The organism is Streptomyces sp. DH37 (assembly GCF_029813835.1).
Classification (GTDB): Bacteria; Actinomycetota; Actinomycetes; order Streptomycetales; family Streptomycetaceae; genus Streptomyces.
The window spans coordinates 117,411-131,998 of sequence record NZ_JARVKV010000001.1 but is presented as its reverse complement, the minus strand read 5'-3'; the positions used below and the strand labels follow the sequence as shown (position 1 = coordinate 131,998).

13 protein-coding genes are annotated in these 14,588 nt (G+C 75.8%); 4 read left to right on the top strand and 9 right to left on the bottom strand.

Features of this window, described 5'->3' with window-relative positions; genetic code table 11:
- Nucleotides 1-37 precede the first annotated feature (37 nt).
- Nucleotides 38-409, top strand: coding sequence for an MmcQ/YjbR family DNA-binding protein (locus QC029_RS00535; protein ID WP_279553239.1), 372 nt, complete (start codon nt 38-40; stop codon nt 407-409).
- A gap of 21 nt (nt 410-430) precedes the next feature.
- Here the strand turns inward: QC029_RS00535 and QC029_RS00530 are convergent, their stop codons facing one another.
- Nucleotides 431-1,039, bottom strand: coding sequence for a PadR family transcriptional regulator (locus QC029_RS00530; RefSeq protein ID WP_279553238.1), 609 nt, complete (start codon nt 1,037-1,039; stop codon nt 431-433).
- A 147-nt stretch (nt 1,040-1,186) separates the two neighbouring features.
- On the opposite strand from QC029_RS00530, the gene QC029_RS00525 reads away from it, so the two are divergent.
- Together QC029_RS00525 and QC029_RS00520 are read left to right on the top strand one after the other, a co-directional pair.
- A complete protein-coding gene (locus tag QC029_RS00525) occupies nt 1,187-1,579 on the top strand; it encodes a nuclear transport factor 2 family protein (RefSeq protein WP_279553237.1) in 393 nt (130 codons plus the stop codon).
- 64 nt (nt 1,580-1,643) lie between these two features.
- Nucleotides 1,644-3,665: an NADPH-dependent 2,4-dienoyl-CoA reductase gene (locus QC029_RS00520; RefSeq protein ID WP_279553236.1), complete on the top strand. Its 2,022-nt coding sequence runs from the start codon at nt 1,644-1,646 to the stop codon at nt 3,663-3,665.
- Here QC029_RS00520 and QC029_RS00515 read toward each other — a convergent pair.
- The 7 genes from QC029_RS00515 to QC029_RS00485 form a co-directional block, all read right to left on the bottom strand.
- Nucleotides 3,662-4,282, bottom strand: a complete 621-nt coding sequence (locus QC029_RS00515) for a TetR/AcrR family transcriptional regulator (protein ID WP_279553235.1) — start codon at nt 4,280-4,282, stop codon at nt 3,662-3,664. The genes QC029_RS00520 and QC029_RS00515 overlap by 4 nt on opposite strands.
- Nucleotides 4,267-5,043, bottom strand: coding sequence for an enoyl-CoA hydratase family protein (locus tag QC029_RS00510; protein ID WP_279553234.1), 777 nt, complete (start codon nt 5,041-5,043; stop codon nt 4,267-4,269). Before QC029_RS00510 ends, QC029_RS00515 begins: the two co-directional genes overlap by 16 nt.
- Before the next feature lie 165 nt (nt 5,044-5,208).
- Nucleotides 5,209-6,399, bottom strand: coding sequence for an acyl-CoA dehydrogenase family protein (locus QC029_RS00505; RefSeq protein WP_279553233.1), 1,191 nt, complete (start codon nt 6,397-6,399; stop codon nt 5,209-5,211).
- Between the two features lie 59 nt (nt 6,400-6,458).
- A complete protein-coding gene (locus QC029_RS00500) occupies nt 6,459-8,465 on the bottom strand; it encodes a biotin carboxylase N-terminal domain-containing protein (RefSeq protein ID WP_279553232.1) in 2,007 nt (668 codons plus the stop codon).
- A 10-nt stretch (nt 8,466-8,475) separates the two neighbouring features.
- The gene (locus tag QC029_RS00495) at nt 8,476-10,080 is read right to left on the bottom strand and encodes an acyl-CoA carboxylase subunit beta (protein ID WP_279553231.1); all 1,605 of its coding nucleotides are present in this window, start codon (nt 10,078-10,080) and stop codon (nt 8,476-8,478) included.
- Nucleotides 10,077-11,810 (bottom strand): acyclic terpene utilization AtuA family protein, encoded by a 1,734-nt coding sequence (locus QC029_RS00490; RefSeq protein ID WP_279553230.1) that lies wholly within the window; start codon nt 11,808-11,810, stop codon nt 10,077-10,079. Before QC029_RS00490 ends, QC029_RS00495 begins: the two co-directional genes overlap by 4 nt.
- Nucleotides 11,807-12,670 (bottom strand): TIGR03084 family metal-binding protein, encoded by an 864-nt coding sequence (locus QC029_RS00485; protein ID WP_279553229.1) that lies wholly within the window; start codon nt 12,668-12,670, stop codon nt 11,807-11,809. The genes QC029_RS00490 and QC029_RS00485 overlap by 4 nt, the downstream gene beginning before the upstream one ends.
- Before the next feature lie 108 nt (nt 12,671-12,778).
- Between QC029_RS00485 and QC029_RS00480 the strand changes: the two genes are divergently transcribed.
- Nucleotides 12,779-13,621, top strand: a complete 843-nt coding sequence (locus QC029_RS00480; RefSeq protein ID WP_279553228.1) for an NADPH-dependent F420 reductase — start codon at nt 12,779-12,781, stop codon at nt 13,619-13,621.
- A gap of 63 nt (nt 13,622-13,684) precedes the next feature.
- Here QC029_RS00480 and QC029_RS00475 read toward each other — a convergent pair whose 3' ends face one another.
- A complete protein-coding gene (locus QC029_RS00475) occupies nt 13,685-14,485 on the bottom strand; it encodes a TetR family transcriptional regulator (protein ID WP_279553349.1) in 801 nt (266 codons plus the stop codon).
- Between the last annotated feature and the right edge of the window lie 103 nt (nt 14,486-14,588).

The window sequence follows — 14,588 nt, the reverse complement described above, 5'->3', positions numbered from 1 at the left end:
CGGCCCGGATGTCGGTGGCCGCGGCTACGGTGGTGCCGTGATCGATTCCGACGACGTCCGCCGCATCGCGCTGTCCCTCCCGGAGACCGTGGAGAAGGAGGCGTGGAGCATGCCCACCTTCCGGGTGGCGGGGAAGATGTACATCACCGTCCCCGACGACGAGACCTCCGTCGCGGTGCGGTGCCCCCGCCACGAGCGCGCCGAGCTGATCGCGGCCGAGCCGGAGAAGTTCTGGGTGCCGCCCCACGAGGCGTCCTCGGCGTGGGTGCGGGTCCGGCTGGCCGCCCTGGAGGACCTGGTCGAGCTGCGCGACATCCTCGTCGACTCCTGGCGGCAGGCGGCTCCCGACCGGCTGCTGGAGGCGCACCCCGCCCTGGTGCCGGGCGGCGCGGAGCGGCAGGAGGCGTAGGGGCGGGCGGACGCGCGGCGCTCAGGGGCGGGAGCGGGAGCGGGGCGCCGCTGCGGCCCGGGCGGCCCCGGCGGCGGCACTGCGCTGCCGCAGGACCTTCAGGGCGGTCTCGCACCACTGCAGGTTCTCCCGCTCGAAGGCGATGCCGCGCAGCAGCGTGAGGTAGGGACCCACGCGCTCGGCCCCGGCGAAGTACTCCTCCTCGGTGCGCCCGTCCAGCAGCTTGGCGCGGCCCCGCTCGCAGCGGGCCAGCCTGGCCGCCGACCACTCCATCTGCGTCTCGACGGCGGCGCGGACCCCTTCCAGGTCGCCCACGTCGGCGCTCTGGACCTTCACCAGCAGTTCGTCGCGGATGATGGTGGGCCGGGCGAGATCGGCGGCGGTGTAGTCGCGCAGCGCGGCGTACCCCGCCTCGGTCAGGGAGAAGAGCCGCTTGTTGGGGCGGCGCTCCTGCTGGACGACGCGGGCGGCGACGAGCCCCTCCCTCTCCATGCGCTCGAGTTCGCGGTAGATCTGCTGGGGGGTGGCCGTCCAGAAGTTGGCGACCGAGGAGTCGAACCCCTTGGCCAGGTCCCAGCCGGATGCCTCGCCCTCCAGCAGGGCTGCCATCACCGCGTTGCGCAGAGCCATCCCCGTATTGGAACACGGGCACCCCTCATCAACAAGTTGACTACCTCACAGTGGCGGGCGCCGAACGGGCCGGGTGTGGACAGACCCCCGGCCGGGCTTTACTCTCCAACGCACCTAGTCAACTTTTTGCTTATCGAGGTGATCGGCATGCATCCCTTCCGTCGCGCCGTCGAGGCCCGTGACGAGCAGGCCCTGACCGATCTGCTGGCCGAGGACGTCGTCTTCACCAGCCCCGTCGCGTTCAAGCCCTACGAGGGCAGGGCGATCACCGCGGCGATCCTGCGCGCCGTGATGCGCGTCCTCGAGGACTTCGCCTACGTCCGCGAGATCTCCGCCCCGGACGGGCGGGACCACGCGTTCGTCTTCACCGCCACGGTGGGCGGCCGGCAGCTCCAGGGCTGCGACCTCCTCCACTTCGACGAGGACGGGAGGATCGACGACCTCACCGTCATGGTCCGCCCGCTGTCCGCCGCCCAGGCGCTGGCCGACGCCATGGGCGCGCAGTTCGAGCGGATCTCGCGCGAGGCCGCCGGGCGGTGACCGGCCCGCCGCGGACCGCGCCACCGCCGCCCACCCACCCGCACCGAACCGGGAGACCGCCCGCATGACCCCCTACCCCCATCTGCTCCGGCCGCTGGACCTGGGCTTCACCACCCTGCCCAACCGGGTCCTCATGGGCTCGATGCACGTCGGGCTGGAGGAGGCTCCCGACGGCTTCGCCCGCATGGCCGCCTTCTACGCGGAGCGCGCCCGCGGCGGGGTCGGTCTGATCGTCACCGGCGGCATAGCACCCAACGAGGCCGGACGCCCCCACCCCGGCGGCGCCATGCTCACCACCGAGGAGGAGGCCGCGCGCCACCGTGTCGTCACCGACGCCGTCCACGCCGAGGGCGGCCGCATCGCGATGCAGATCCTCCACTTCGGCCGCTACGCCTACCACCCCGACCTCGTCGCCCCGAGCCCGCTCAAGGCCCCGATCAGCCCCCACACCCCCCGCGAGCTCACCGGCGCCGAGGTCGAGCAGACCATCGAGGACTTCGCCCGCTGCGCCGCCCTCGCCCGGTCCGCCGGATACGACGGCGTGGAGATCATGGGCTCCGAGGGCTACCTCGTCAACGAGTTCATCGTCTCCGCCACCAACCACCGCACCGACCGCTGGGGCGGCTCGTACGCCGACCGCATCCGCTTCCCCGTCGAGATCGTGCGCCGGGTCCGCGAGCGCGTCGGCGACGACTTCGTCGTGATCTACCGGCTGTCCATGCTCGACCTGGTCCCCGGCGGTTCCACCTTCCCCGAGGTCGTCGAACTCGCCCGGGCCGTCGAGGCCGCGGGCGCCACCATCATCAACACCGGGATCGGCTGGCACGAGGCGCGCATCCCCACCATCGCCACCTCCGTGCCCCGCGGCGCGTACACCTGGGTCACCCGCAGGCTGATGGGGTCGGTCTCCGTCCCCCTGGTCACCTGCAACCGCATCAACGACCCGGAACTGGCCGAGCGGATCCTCGCGGACGGCGACGCCGACATGGTCTCCCTGGCCCGCCCCATGCTCGCCGACCCCGCGTTCGTGGCCAAGGCCGCGGCGGGCACCCCCGAGGCGATCAACACCTGCATCGGCTGCAACCAGGCCTGCCTCGACCACACCTTCGACCTCAAGATCACCTCATGCCTGGTCAACCCCCGGGCCTGCCACGAGACCGAACTCGTCCTGGAGCCCGCCCGCCGGGCCAAGAGCATCGCCGTGGTCGGCGCCGGACCCGCCGGGCTCGCGTTCGGCGTCTCCGCCGCCGAACGCGGCCACACCGTCACCCTGTACGACGCCGCGCCCCGGATCGGCGGACAGCTCAACACCGCCCGCCGCGTCCCGGGCAAGCAGGAGTTCGACGAGACCCTGCGCTACTACCGCCACCGCCTCGACGCCCTCGGCGTCGAACTGCGCCTGGGCGCCCCGGTCACCGCGGGGCAGCTCGCGGACGCCGGCTACGACGAGATCGTCCTGGCCACCGGTGTCGTCCCCCGCGTCCCGCGGATCCCCGGCGTCGACCACCCGAGCGTCGTGGGCTACCTCGACGTCCTCCACGACCGGCGGCCCGTCGGCCGGCGCGTCGCCGTCCTGGGGGCCGGGGGCATCGGATTCGACGTCGCCGCCTACCTCACCCGGCCCCGTCCCGCCGCCGGGGACCAGACGCGGGAGTTCCTCGCCCGCTGGGGCGTCGACACCGAGTACCGCTTCCCCGGCGGCCTGACCGAGCCCGCCCACCCCGCCGGCGAGCGCACCGTCCACCTGCTCCAGCGCAGGACGAGCAAGGTCGGCGCGGGCCTGGGCAGGACCACCGGCTGGATCCACCGCACCGAACTCAGGCACCGCGGCGTCACCATGCTCCCCGGGGTCGCCTACGAGCGCGTGGACGACGAGGGCCTGCACATCACCGTCGACGGACGGCCCCGGCTGCTGCCGGTGGACACCGTCGTGCTGTGCACCGGCCAGGAGCCCCGGCGCGACCTGTACGACGACCTCGCCGAACTCGGCGTCGGGGCCCACCTCATCGGCGGCGCCGACCTCGCCGCCGAGCTCGACGCCAAGCGCGCCATCGACCAGGGCACCCGCCTGGCCGCCGCCCTCTAGCGGTGCCCTCCGGACGCCGGCCGGCGCAGGGCCCCCTCCACGATGCCGGCCCACTGGGCCACGACCCGGTCGCGGCGCGCGCCGTCGTCGGTGAGGAGGTTGGCCAGGCCCAGGCCGCGGGCCATGTCGAGCAGGCCCTGCACGGTCTCCCGTACGCCGGGCGCGCTCTCGTCCGCGCCCAGCAGGCGCACCGCCATGCGGTGCGTCTCGCGGCCGATCCGCGACTCCAGCGCGGTCACCCGGGGCCCGAGCTGCGGCTCGTGGGAGGCGGCCACCCACAGCTGGAGCGCGGCGCGGAAGAGCTGGCCGGTGTAGAGGCCGACGATCGCCTCGACGGCCTCCCGGGCGGTGGCCGGCCGCGGCAGGTCCCGCAGTACGGCCGACCGCTCCTCCGCGACGTACTCCACCGCCGCCGTGAACAGGTCCTCGCGGGTGGGGAAGTGGTGCTGGGCCGCCCCGCGGGTGACGCCCGCGTGCTCGGCGACGACCGCGACCGTGCTGCCCGCCCAGCCGCGTTCGGCCAGGCAGGCCACGGCCGACTCCAGCAGCCGCTGCCGGGTGGCGCGGCTGCGGTCCTGCTTGGGCGCGTTGCCCCGTGCGGTCAGCGGTGCACCCATCGGGGGTCCCGTCGTTCGAGGAAGGCGGACATGCCCTCGCGCGCCTCGTCCGAGGCGAACAGCCGCGCGGAGAGCTCCGCCAGGCTATCGGTGTCCCGGTCGAACACCCGCAGCACCTCCGCCGTGACCAGGCGCTTGGACTCCGCCAGGCCCTGGGGCGAGCCGCGCCGCAGCCCGTCCAGGACCGGGGCCAGCGCCTCGTCCACGTCCCGCGCCGCCATGGTCACCAGTCCGATGCGGGCCGCCTCGGCCGCGTCGAACCGCTCGCCGGTCAGGCAGTACCGCCCGGCCGCCCGCGGGTCCAGCCGGGGCAGCAGCGGCATGGAGACCACGGCGGGGGCCAGCCCGAGCCGCGCCTCGGTGAGGGCGAAGGTCGCGCCGGGTCCGGCCACCGCGATGTCGCAGGCCGCCACCAGCCCGGTGCCGCCCGCCCGTACGTGCCCGGTGACGCGGGCGACGACGGGCTTGGGGAGGGCCACGACCGTGCGCAGCAGCCGCGCCAGGCCCAGCGGGGCGTCGGCCGGCCTGGCGGCCGCGCCCGCCTCGCCCAGGTCGGCGCCGGAGCAGAAGGCGGGGCCGGTGTGGGTGAGCACCACCGCCCGGGTGCGCGGGTCCTCCCCGGCGGCCTCCAGATGCGCGTGCAGCTCGCCCACCAGGCGGGCGGAGAGGGCGTTGCGGCGCTGCGGCGCGTCGAGGGTGAGGGTGGTGACGCCCCGCTCGGCCGAGCGCCGCACCAGGGTCTGCCGTGGTGTCCGCGTCACTCCGTGGACCTCCTCTCCCGCCCGCCCGCGCGCGGGGCGCGCCGCGGGGTCCTCCTGCCGCGCGCGGCGCGCGGCACGGCGTCGTGGCCGGTCCGGCCGGGGGGCGGGACGTCGGCGTACTCGCTGGGGAACACGGTGTCCTCCGGGACGGGTTCGGGACGCGTCTCAGTAGGACCTGGGCAGGCCCAGGGTCCGGTGGGAGACGAAGTTGAGGATCATCTCCCGGCTGACCGGCGCGATCCGGGCGACGCGGGAGGCGGTGACGAGGGAGCCCAGACCGTACTCGCTGGTGAGGCCGTTGCCTCCGAGGGTGTGCACGGAGCGGTCGACGGCCCGGGCGCAGGCCTCCCCCGCCGCGTACTTGGCCATGTTGGCCGCCTCGCCGGCGCCCGTGTCGTCCCCCGCGTCGTAGAGCCGGGCCGCCTTCCACATCATCAGGCGGGCCAGTTCGAGCTCGATGTGCGCCTCGGCCAGCGGGTGCGCGACGGCCTGGTGGGCGCCGATCGGCTCCTTCCACACCTGCCGGGTGCGGGCGTAGTCCACGGCCCTGTCCAGGGCGAAGCGGCCCATGCCGAGCGCGAACGCGGCGGTCATGATGCGTTCGGGGTTCAGTCCGGCGAAGAGCTGGAGCAGCCCGGCGTCCTCGTCGCCGACGAGCGCGTCCGCGGGCAGCCGCACGTCGTCCAGCACCAGCTCGAACTGCTTCTCGGGCACCGACAGTTCCATCTCGATCATGCTGCGGGAGAAGCCGGGGGCGTCCCCGGGGACGATGAACAGGCAGGGCTTGAGGCGCCCGGTGCGGGCGTCCTCGGTGCGGCCGACGACCAGGGTGGCGTCGGCGATGTCCACGCCGGAGACGAAGACCTTGCGGCCGGTCAGGATCCAGTCGCCGCCGTCGCGGCGGGCGGTGGTGGTGATGCGGTGGGAGTTGGAGCCGGCGTCCGGTTCGGTGATGCCGAACGCCATCCTGCGGCTGCCGTCGGCGAGTCCGGGCAGCCAGGCCCGCTTCTGCTCCCCGGTGCCGAAGCGGGCGATGACGGTGCCGGTGATGGCGGGGGTGACGATGAGCATCAGCAGCGGGCAGCCGGCCGCGCCCAGTTCCTCCAGCACGATCGACAGCTCGGTGATGCCGCCGCCCCCTCCCCCGTACTCCTCGGGGAGGCTGACGCCGAGGTAGCCGAGGCGGCCGGCCTCCTGCCACAGTTCGTCGGTCTGCCCTCCCGCCCGGCGCACCCGCTCGAAGTACGCGCGGCCGTAGCGCCCGCCGAGCGCGGCGACGGCCGCGCGCAGCGCCCGCTGCTCCTCGCTCTCCAGCGGTGCCGCTCCCGTGCCCGCGGCACGTCGGTCGACGGTCATGCCCCTGCCCTTCCTCGGTCTGGGATCCTCCCGGCGCCGGTCCGGCACCGGTCGGCGGTTCACGGGGTGACGACGGCGAGGACCGCGCCGACGTCGACCCGCTGTCCGGGGGCCGCCCGCAGCTCCCTCAGCACCCCGTCGGCCGGCGCCGTGACGCGGTGCTCCATCTTCATCGCCTCCAGCCACAGCAGCGGCTGTCCCGCCGCCACCGCGTCGCCGACCGCGAGCCCGTCGGCGACGCGTACGACCGTGCCCGGCATCTGGGCCAGCAGGGAGCCCGGTTCGGTGCGGTCCCCGGGGTCGGGGAAGCGGGGCAGCGCCGTGAACGCGTACGCGCCCAGCGGCGAGTCGACGAAGACCCTCTCCCGTTCCTCCCGCCCCTCCCGCCCCTCCGGCCCGTCCTCGTACGCCGCGACGCCGAAGGCGTGCCGTACGCCGTCGACCTCCAGCTCGACGCGGGCGGCGTCCGCGCGCAGGACCCGTACGCCCGGCAGGTCCTCGGCGAGCGGCGGCCCGCCGCGCGCGGGCCGGTAGCGGACCTCCAGCTCGGCGCCGCCGGGCTCGGCCCGGTAGCGCCTGCTCTGCGGCCGGGAGGGGAGGTTGCGCCAGCCGCCGAGCCGCCCGGAGACGGTCCGCGCGGCCGCGCGGCGGGCCGCCGCGTCCGCCAGCGCCGCCGCCAGCGCCGCCACGCGCAGGCGCCGCTCGCCGTCGGCGTGGTCCTCGCACAGCCCCGGCAGGTGCCGGTCGTAGAAGCCGGTGTCGAGGCGCCCGGAGACGAAGTCGGGGTGGCGCAGCGAGCGCACCAGCAGGTCGCGGTTGGTGGCCGGGCCGTGTATCCGGGACCGGGCCAGGGCGTGCGCCAGCTTCCGTACGGCCTCGGCGCGGGTCGGGGCCCAGGCGACGACCTTGGCCAGCATCGGGTCGTAGTGGACGGTGATCTCGTCGCCGTCGGCCACCCCGGCGTCCAGCCGCACCCCGTCCCCCTCGGGCACCGAGAACCGGTGCAGACGTCCGGTCTGCGGGCGCCACCGGCGTGCCGGGTCCTCGGCGTAGAGGCGTGCCTCGACCGCGTGGCCGCGCGGCGCGGGCGGCTCCGCCCCGGGCAGCGGGGCGCCCTCCGCGACGCGCAGTTGCAGCGCGACGAGGTCGAGGCCGTACACGCACTCGGTGACGGGGTGCTCGACCTGGAGGCGGGTGTTCATCTCCAGGAAGTACGCCCGCCCGTCCGGCGCGAGGAGGAACTCCACCGTGCCCGCGCCCCGGTAGCCGACCGCGCGCGCCGCCCGCCCGGCCGCCTCGTGCAGTGCGGTGCGCTGCCCGTCGGTCAGGAGGGGCGCCGGGGCCTCCTCGATCACCTTCTGGTGGCGGCGCTGGAGCGAGCAGTCCCGGGTGCCCAGGGTCCACACCGTGCCGTGCGCGTCCGCCAGCACCTGCACCTCGACGTGCCGTCCGCCCTCGACGTAGGGCTCGGCGAAGACCTCGCCGTCCCCGAACGCGGCGGCCGCCTCGGCCGCCGCGTCGCGGATCCCGCCGTCCAGCGCGGCCAGTTCGCGCACGATCCGCATGCCGCGTCCGCCGCCGCCCGCGGCGGCCTTGACCAGCAGCGGCAGGTCCTCCTCGCGCGCCTCCCCGGGGGCCACGGGCTCCAGCAGCGGCACCCCGGCCCCCGCCATCAGCTCCTTGGCGCGGGTCTTGGAGGCCATGGCCTCGATCGCCTCGGGCGGCGGGCCGATCCAGACCAGGCCCGCCTCCCGTACCGCCCGTGCGAAGCCGGCGTTCTCGGAGAGGAAGCCGTAGCCGGGGTGGACGGCGTCCGCGCCCGCCGCCAGCGCGGCCGCGACGATCAGGTCGCCGCGCAGATAGGTGTCGGCGGGGGCGTCGCCGGGCAGCCGTACGGCCGCGTCGGCCTCCCTGGCGTGCGGTGCGTCCGCGTCCGCGTCGGAGTGGACGGCGACGGTGGCGACGCCCAGTTCCCGGCAGGTGCGGAAGACGCGCCGGGCGATCTCGCCGCGGCCCGCGACCAGGACGGCTCCGATGGTCCGCCGGTGCCCGTCCGCTGCTGTCATGTCCCGCTCCTCACATCCGGAAGACGCCGAAGCCGCCGCGTGCGCCCGCCACCGGTGCGGTGTGCACGGCCGACAGGCACATGCCGAGTACGGTGCGCGTGTCGCGCGGGTCGATCACGCCGTCGTCGTAGAGCCGCCCGGAGAGGAACACCGGCAGCGACTCGGCCTCGATCTGCCGCTCGACCATCGCGCGCAGCGCCGCGTCGCCCTCCTCGTCGTACGGCCTGCCCCTGGCCGCCGCGGACTCGCGCATCACGGCGGACAGCACCCCGGCGAGCTGCTGCGGGCCCATGACGGCGCACTTGGCGCTGGGCCAGGAGAACAGGAAGCGGGGGTCGTAGGCCCGGCCGCACATGCCGTAGTGGCCGGCGCCGTAGGAGGCCCCCATCAGTACCGACAGGTGCGGGACCCGGGAGTTGGACACGGCGTTGATCATCATCGCGCCGTGCTTGATGATGCCGCCCCGCTCGTACGCGCCGCCGACCATGTAGCCGGTGGTGTTGTGGAGGAAGACCAGGGGGATGTCGCGCTGGTTGGCGAGCTGGATGAACTGGGCGGCCTTCTGCGCCTCCTCGCTGAAGAGCACACCGCGGGCGTTGGCCAGGATGCCGACGGGGTGGCCGTGCAGGGCGGCCCAGCCGGTGGTCAGGCTGGTGCCGTAGAGCGGCTTGAACTCGTCGTAGTCGGAGTCGTCGACGATCCGGGCGATCACCTCGCGCGGGTCGAAGGGCACCTTGAGGTCGCCGGGCACGATGCCCAGCAGTTCGTCCTCGTCGTGGCGCGGCGGGCGTACGGTCGCGGGGTCGGGCGCGGGGTGCGCCTTGCGCCAGTTGAGGCGGGCGACGACGCGGCGGGCCCGGCGCAGCGCGTCCGGCTCGTCCACGGCGAAGTGGTCGGCGAGGCCGGAGACGCGGGCGTGCATGTCGGCGCCGCCCAGCTCCTCGTCGTCGGCCTCCTCCCCGGTGGCCATCCTCACCAGGGGCGGTCCGCCGAGGAACACCTTGGCGCCCCGGTCCACCATGATCACGTGGTCGGACATGCCCGGCACGTAGGCGCCGCCGGCCGTGGAGTTTCCGAAGACGACCGCGATCGTGGGGACGCCCGCCTCGCTCAGCCGGGTGAGGTCGCGGAAGAGCGCGCCGCCGGGGACGAAGACCTCCTTCTGGCTGGGCAGGTCGGCGCCGCCGGACTCCACCAGGCTGATGACCGGCAGCCGGTTGGCCCGCGCGATCTCGTTGGCCCGCAGCGCCTTCCGCAGCGTCCAGGGGTTGCTGGCGCCGCCGCGCACCGTCGGGTCGTTGGCGGTGACCAGGCACTCGACCCCCTCGACCACGCCGATGCCGGTGACCAGCGAGGCTCCGACGGCGTAGTCGCTGCCCCAGGCCGCCAGCGGGGACAGCTCCAGGAACGGGGTGTCGGGGTCGAGCAGGAGCTCGATCCGCTCCCGGGCCGGCAGCCTGCCCCGGGCGCGGTGGCGGGCGACGTACTTCTCGCCGCCGCCGGCCAGGGCCTTGGCGTGCTCGGCCTCCAGCCCGGCCAGGCCGGCGAGCATCGCCTCGCGGTTGGCGGCGTACTGCGGCCCGGTGGTGTCCAGCGCCGAGCGCAACACGGTCACAGCAGCTCCTCGGGTATGTCGGTGTGGCGGGAGCGCAGCCACTCCCCCAGCGCCTTGGCCTGCGGATCGAAGCGGGCCTGCGAGGCGGCGCCCTCGCCGAGGATCCCGTCGATCACGAAGTTCAGGGCGCGCAGGCCGGGCAGTACGTGCCGGGTGACGGGCAGCGGGCCCGCCTCCGGGAGCAGTTCGCGGAGCCCGCCGACGGTGAGGGTGTGCGCCAGCCAGCGCCACGACCTCTCGTCGCGCGCCCACAGGCCGATGTTGGCGCTGCCGCCCTTGTCCCCGCTGCGCGCCCCGGCCACGGCTCCCAGCGGCGCCCGGCGGGTGGTGCGCAGCACCGCCTCGGGCAGCGGCTCGGGCAGCGGCGGCTCCCCGACCGCCTCCAGGGGGCGGGTGCGGCGGGGCGGCGGTACGGGGACCCGCCGTCCGTCCGGCAGCACGGCGGTGTGCGGCACCCGGTCCGCGTCCAGGTACGCCGCCTCGAACACCCCGTAGGGAGCGCCCTTCCCCGGCGGCGCGGTGACGTGGAAGCCGGGGTAGCTGCCGAGCGCCAGCTCGACGGCGGCGCCGCCGACGGCCCGGCCCACCCGCTCCGGGTCCGCGTCCCGCACGACGAGGCGGAGCAGGGCGCTCGCCTCCTCCTGCACGGGCGCGTCCGCGGTGTCGGTGCGGGCCAGGGTCCAGCGGACCTCCCCGGGACGGCCGCCGGGCGCGGCGGCCAGGCGGTCCTCCATCTGCTCCCGCACCAGCGCCGCCTTGGCCTCGACGTCGAGTCCGGTGAGGACGAACACCACCTCGTTGCGGAAGCCGCCGAGGCGGGTGAGTCCCACCTTGAGGGCGGGCGGCGGGGCCTCGCCGCGCACGCCCTCGATCCGCACCCGGTCCGGTCCGTCGGCCCGCAGCCGTACGGTGTCCAGCCGCGCCGTCACATCGGGCCCGGCGTAGCGCGCTCCGGCGGTCTCGTACAGCAGTTGGGCGGTGACGGTGCCGACGGTGACGGCGCCGCCGGTGCCCGGGTGCTTGGTGATCACCGAGCTTCCGTCGCGGTGCAGTTCGGCCAGTGGGAAGCCGGGGCGGCGGACGTCGAGTCCCTCGGAGGCGAAGAAGGCGTAGTTGCCGCCGGTCGCCTGCGTGCCGCACTCCAGCACGTGCCCGGCCACCACGGCGCCGGCCAGCGCGTCGCGGTCGCGCGGGTCGTCCGCGTCCCAGCCGAAGCGGGCGGCCGCGGCTCCGGTGACCAGCGCGGCGTCGGTCACCCGGCCGGTCACCACCACGTCGGCGCCGGCGTTCAGGCAGGCGGTGACGCCGGCGCCGCCGAGGTAGGCGTTGGCGGTGAGGACGCCCTCGCCCCAGCCGCCCCGGGCCAGCACGTCGTCGCCCTCGACGTACGCCACCCTCGCCGGTACGCCGAGCCGGCCGGCCAGGTCGCGCACGGCGCCGGCGAGGCCGGCCGGGTTGAGCCCGCCGGCGTTCGCCACCAGCGCCGTGCCGCGCTCCACGGCCGGGCCGAGGGTGTCCTCCAGCTGGCGCAGGAAGGTCTTCGCGTAGCCGAGGCCGGGGTCCCTCATCCGGTCCCGGCCCAGGATCAGCATGGTCAGTTCGGCCAGGTAGTCGCCGGTCAGCACGTCCAGCTCGCCGCCGGTGAGCATCTCGCGCACCGCGTCGAAGCGGTCGCCGTAGAAGCCGGAGGCGTTCCCGACGCGCAGCACGCCGCCGGCGGAGGCGCTCACCGCGTGCTCCCGGCCGTGCGCGCCCCCGGCGCCCGCCCGGCGCCGGGCGGTCCCGCGAAGGCCTGGGCGATGGAGAGCCAGCGCTCGGCGTCGGCGCCGGTGGCCCGCAGGGCGGTGTCGTCGCGGTGGACGCGCTGGGTGACGAGGAGGCAGAAGTCCAGCGCGGGCCCGCTGATCCGCTGCGGCGCGTCCTCGGGGCCGTACGCCCAGACCGTCTGTGCGCCGGGGGCGCGGCCGGCCGCCGGGGGCGGGGTCAGTTCGACGCGGAACGGCTCGGCGGGCGGGCGGAGTCCGCGCACCGCGTGGGCGAAGTCCCGGGTGCGTACGCCGAGCCGGGCCACGTGCCGCAGCCGCGCGGTCGGTTCGCGCCGCACGCCCAGTGCCCCGGCGACGTCCCCGCCGTGCGCCCAGGTCTCCATCAGCCGGGCCGTCGCCATGCCCGCGGGGCTCATCGGCGGTCCGTACCAGGGGATCCGGTGCTTCCCCGGGCGCGCGGCCAGTGCGTCCAGCGCTTCGGCGAGCTCCCGCCGCCCGGTGCGCCAGGCGGCCAGCAGTTCGCCGGGCGGGAGCGCCGCGCCGCGCCGGGCGCCGTCGTCCACGTGGACGCCCACGGCGGCCGGGTCCGCGAACGCCGCCTCGGCCTCGCGCCGGAACGCCTCCGGGTCGCGGACGGCCAGCAGGGCGCGCCCGTCGGTCCAGAGGAGGTGGGCGATCTGGTGGGCGACGGTCCAGCCGGGCGCCGGGGTGCCAGCCGTCCACCGCCCGCCGCCCTCCCGGGCCAGGGGCGCGACGAGCGCGTCCAGCTCCTCGCTCTCGCGCCGCAGGTCCTCCAGCACCTCGTCCGCAGCCGAACCCGGCACGCCGCCCTCCCGTCGTCTCGGTCCCGCGTCGGCGCCCCGCGCCGCCACCGCCCCGCCACCGCCCCGCCCGGCGAGCGTGACAGGGGAGGCGGAAACAAGCAAGCACGCATGCATGGTTTTCTGCGGGCGGCGCCGGAGGCGGTGAGCGGCACGCCGGGGGAACAGATCCCCCGGCGCCCGGGTTGCGCAGGGTGCCGCCCCGGCCCCGGCCGGGGCGGCACGGGTGCGACCGCCGTCCCGCGCGGACGGCTGCCGGTCGCCCCGCCCGACGGACGCGAAGGACACGCGATGAAGATCGGCATCATCGGCGCAGGCAACATCGGCGGCAATCTGACCCGGCGGCTGACCGCACTCGGCCACGACGTGTCGGTGGCGAACTCGCGCGGACCGCACACCCTCGCCGCGCTGGCCGAGGAGACCGGGGCCACCCCCGTCACCGCCGCCGAGGCGGCGCGCGGGGCGGAGGTCGTGGTGGTCACCGTCCCCCTGAAGGCGGTGCCCGACCTGCCCTCCGGGCTGCTCGACGGGGCCGCCCCCGCGGTGGCGGTCATCGACACGGGCAACTACTACCCGCGGCAGCGCGACGGCCGGATCGACGCCATCGAGGACGAGGGGCTGACCGAGAGCCGCTGGACCGAGCGGCAGATCGGCCACCCGGTCGTCAAGGCGTTCAACGGCACCTACGCCCAGGACATCCTCGACGGTCCTCGCCCCGCGGGCGACCCGGAGCGCCTGGCCCTGCCGGTGGCCGGGGACGACGAGGACGCCAAGCGCCGCGTGCGGGACCTCATCGAGGAGATGGGCTTCGACACCGTCGACGCGGGCGGCATCGACGACTCCTGGCGCCAGCAGCCCGGCACGCCCGTGTACGGGCTGCGGGCCGGGGTCGAGGAGGTCGCCAAGGCGCTGGCCGAGGCGTCCCCGGAGCGGCCGGACGACTTCCGCGCCTGACGCCGGGCCGGAACCGGCGCCCGGTCCGCCGCGGCGGACCGGGCGTCCTCCGCCCCGCCGCCGTCAGCCCTCGCCGTCCCGCTCCCCGGGGTCGCGGCGGGCCCGGGCGGCCGTACGCCCGCCCACCGCCCTCCTTCCCGTCCTCCCCTTCACCGGTTTCCCCGGTTTCGCCGGTTTCCCCGGCTCGTCCGGCTCGTCCGGCTTCCCGCGCTGCGGGCCGCTCGCCGCCATCCCCGCCGCCGTCGGCATGAAGTCGCTGAGCAGTTCGTGGGTCTCGCGCACCAGTGGCCGCAGGAGGCGGAACCGGGTGAGGGATATGGCGCGGGCGGCGATCGGCGCCACGCGCTCGGCGAGGCGGCGGCTGTTCGCCGAGCCCTCGGAGCGGTCGTAGACCCAGAACAGGACCAGGCCCATCTGCTGGAGCCAGAGCAACCGGGGCAGCTGCTCGGCGAGTTCGGGGTCGTACCCGGCGTCCGAGCCCGCCAGGACCCTGCGGTGGACGTCGATCGCGGCCTCGCGGGGGCCCTCGGACTCGGCGGAGAAGGGGCTGAGCGGGCTGTCGGGGTCGGCGGCGTTCTTGAAGAACTGGGCGGCGAACTCGTGGTACGGCTCGGCGACCTCCAGCCAGGCGAGGAGGACCCCGCGGATGCGTGCCGCGAGGTCCCGCTCGCTCTCCAGGACGCCCTCGACGGCCGCCTGGTGCTGCTCGGTGATCCGGTCGTAGAACCCCTGGATCAGGTGTTCCTTGCTGCCGAAGTAGTAGTACGCGTTGCCCACGGAGACCCCGGCCTCCTGGGCGATGGCGCGCATCGTCGTCCGGTCGTAGCCGCGCTCCCCGAACAGCCGCAGGGCGGTCTCCAGGATGAGGGTCCGCGTCTGCTCGCCCCTGGGCTGCCCGGCCGGCCGCGCCGCCCTCTCCGGCTTCCCCGGTCTCCCGGCCCCGGCGGGCCGGGCAGCCCCGGCGGGC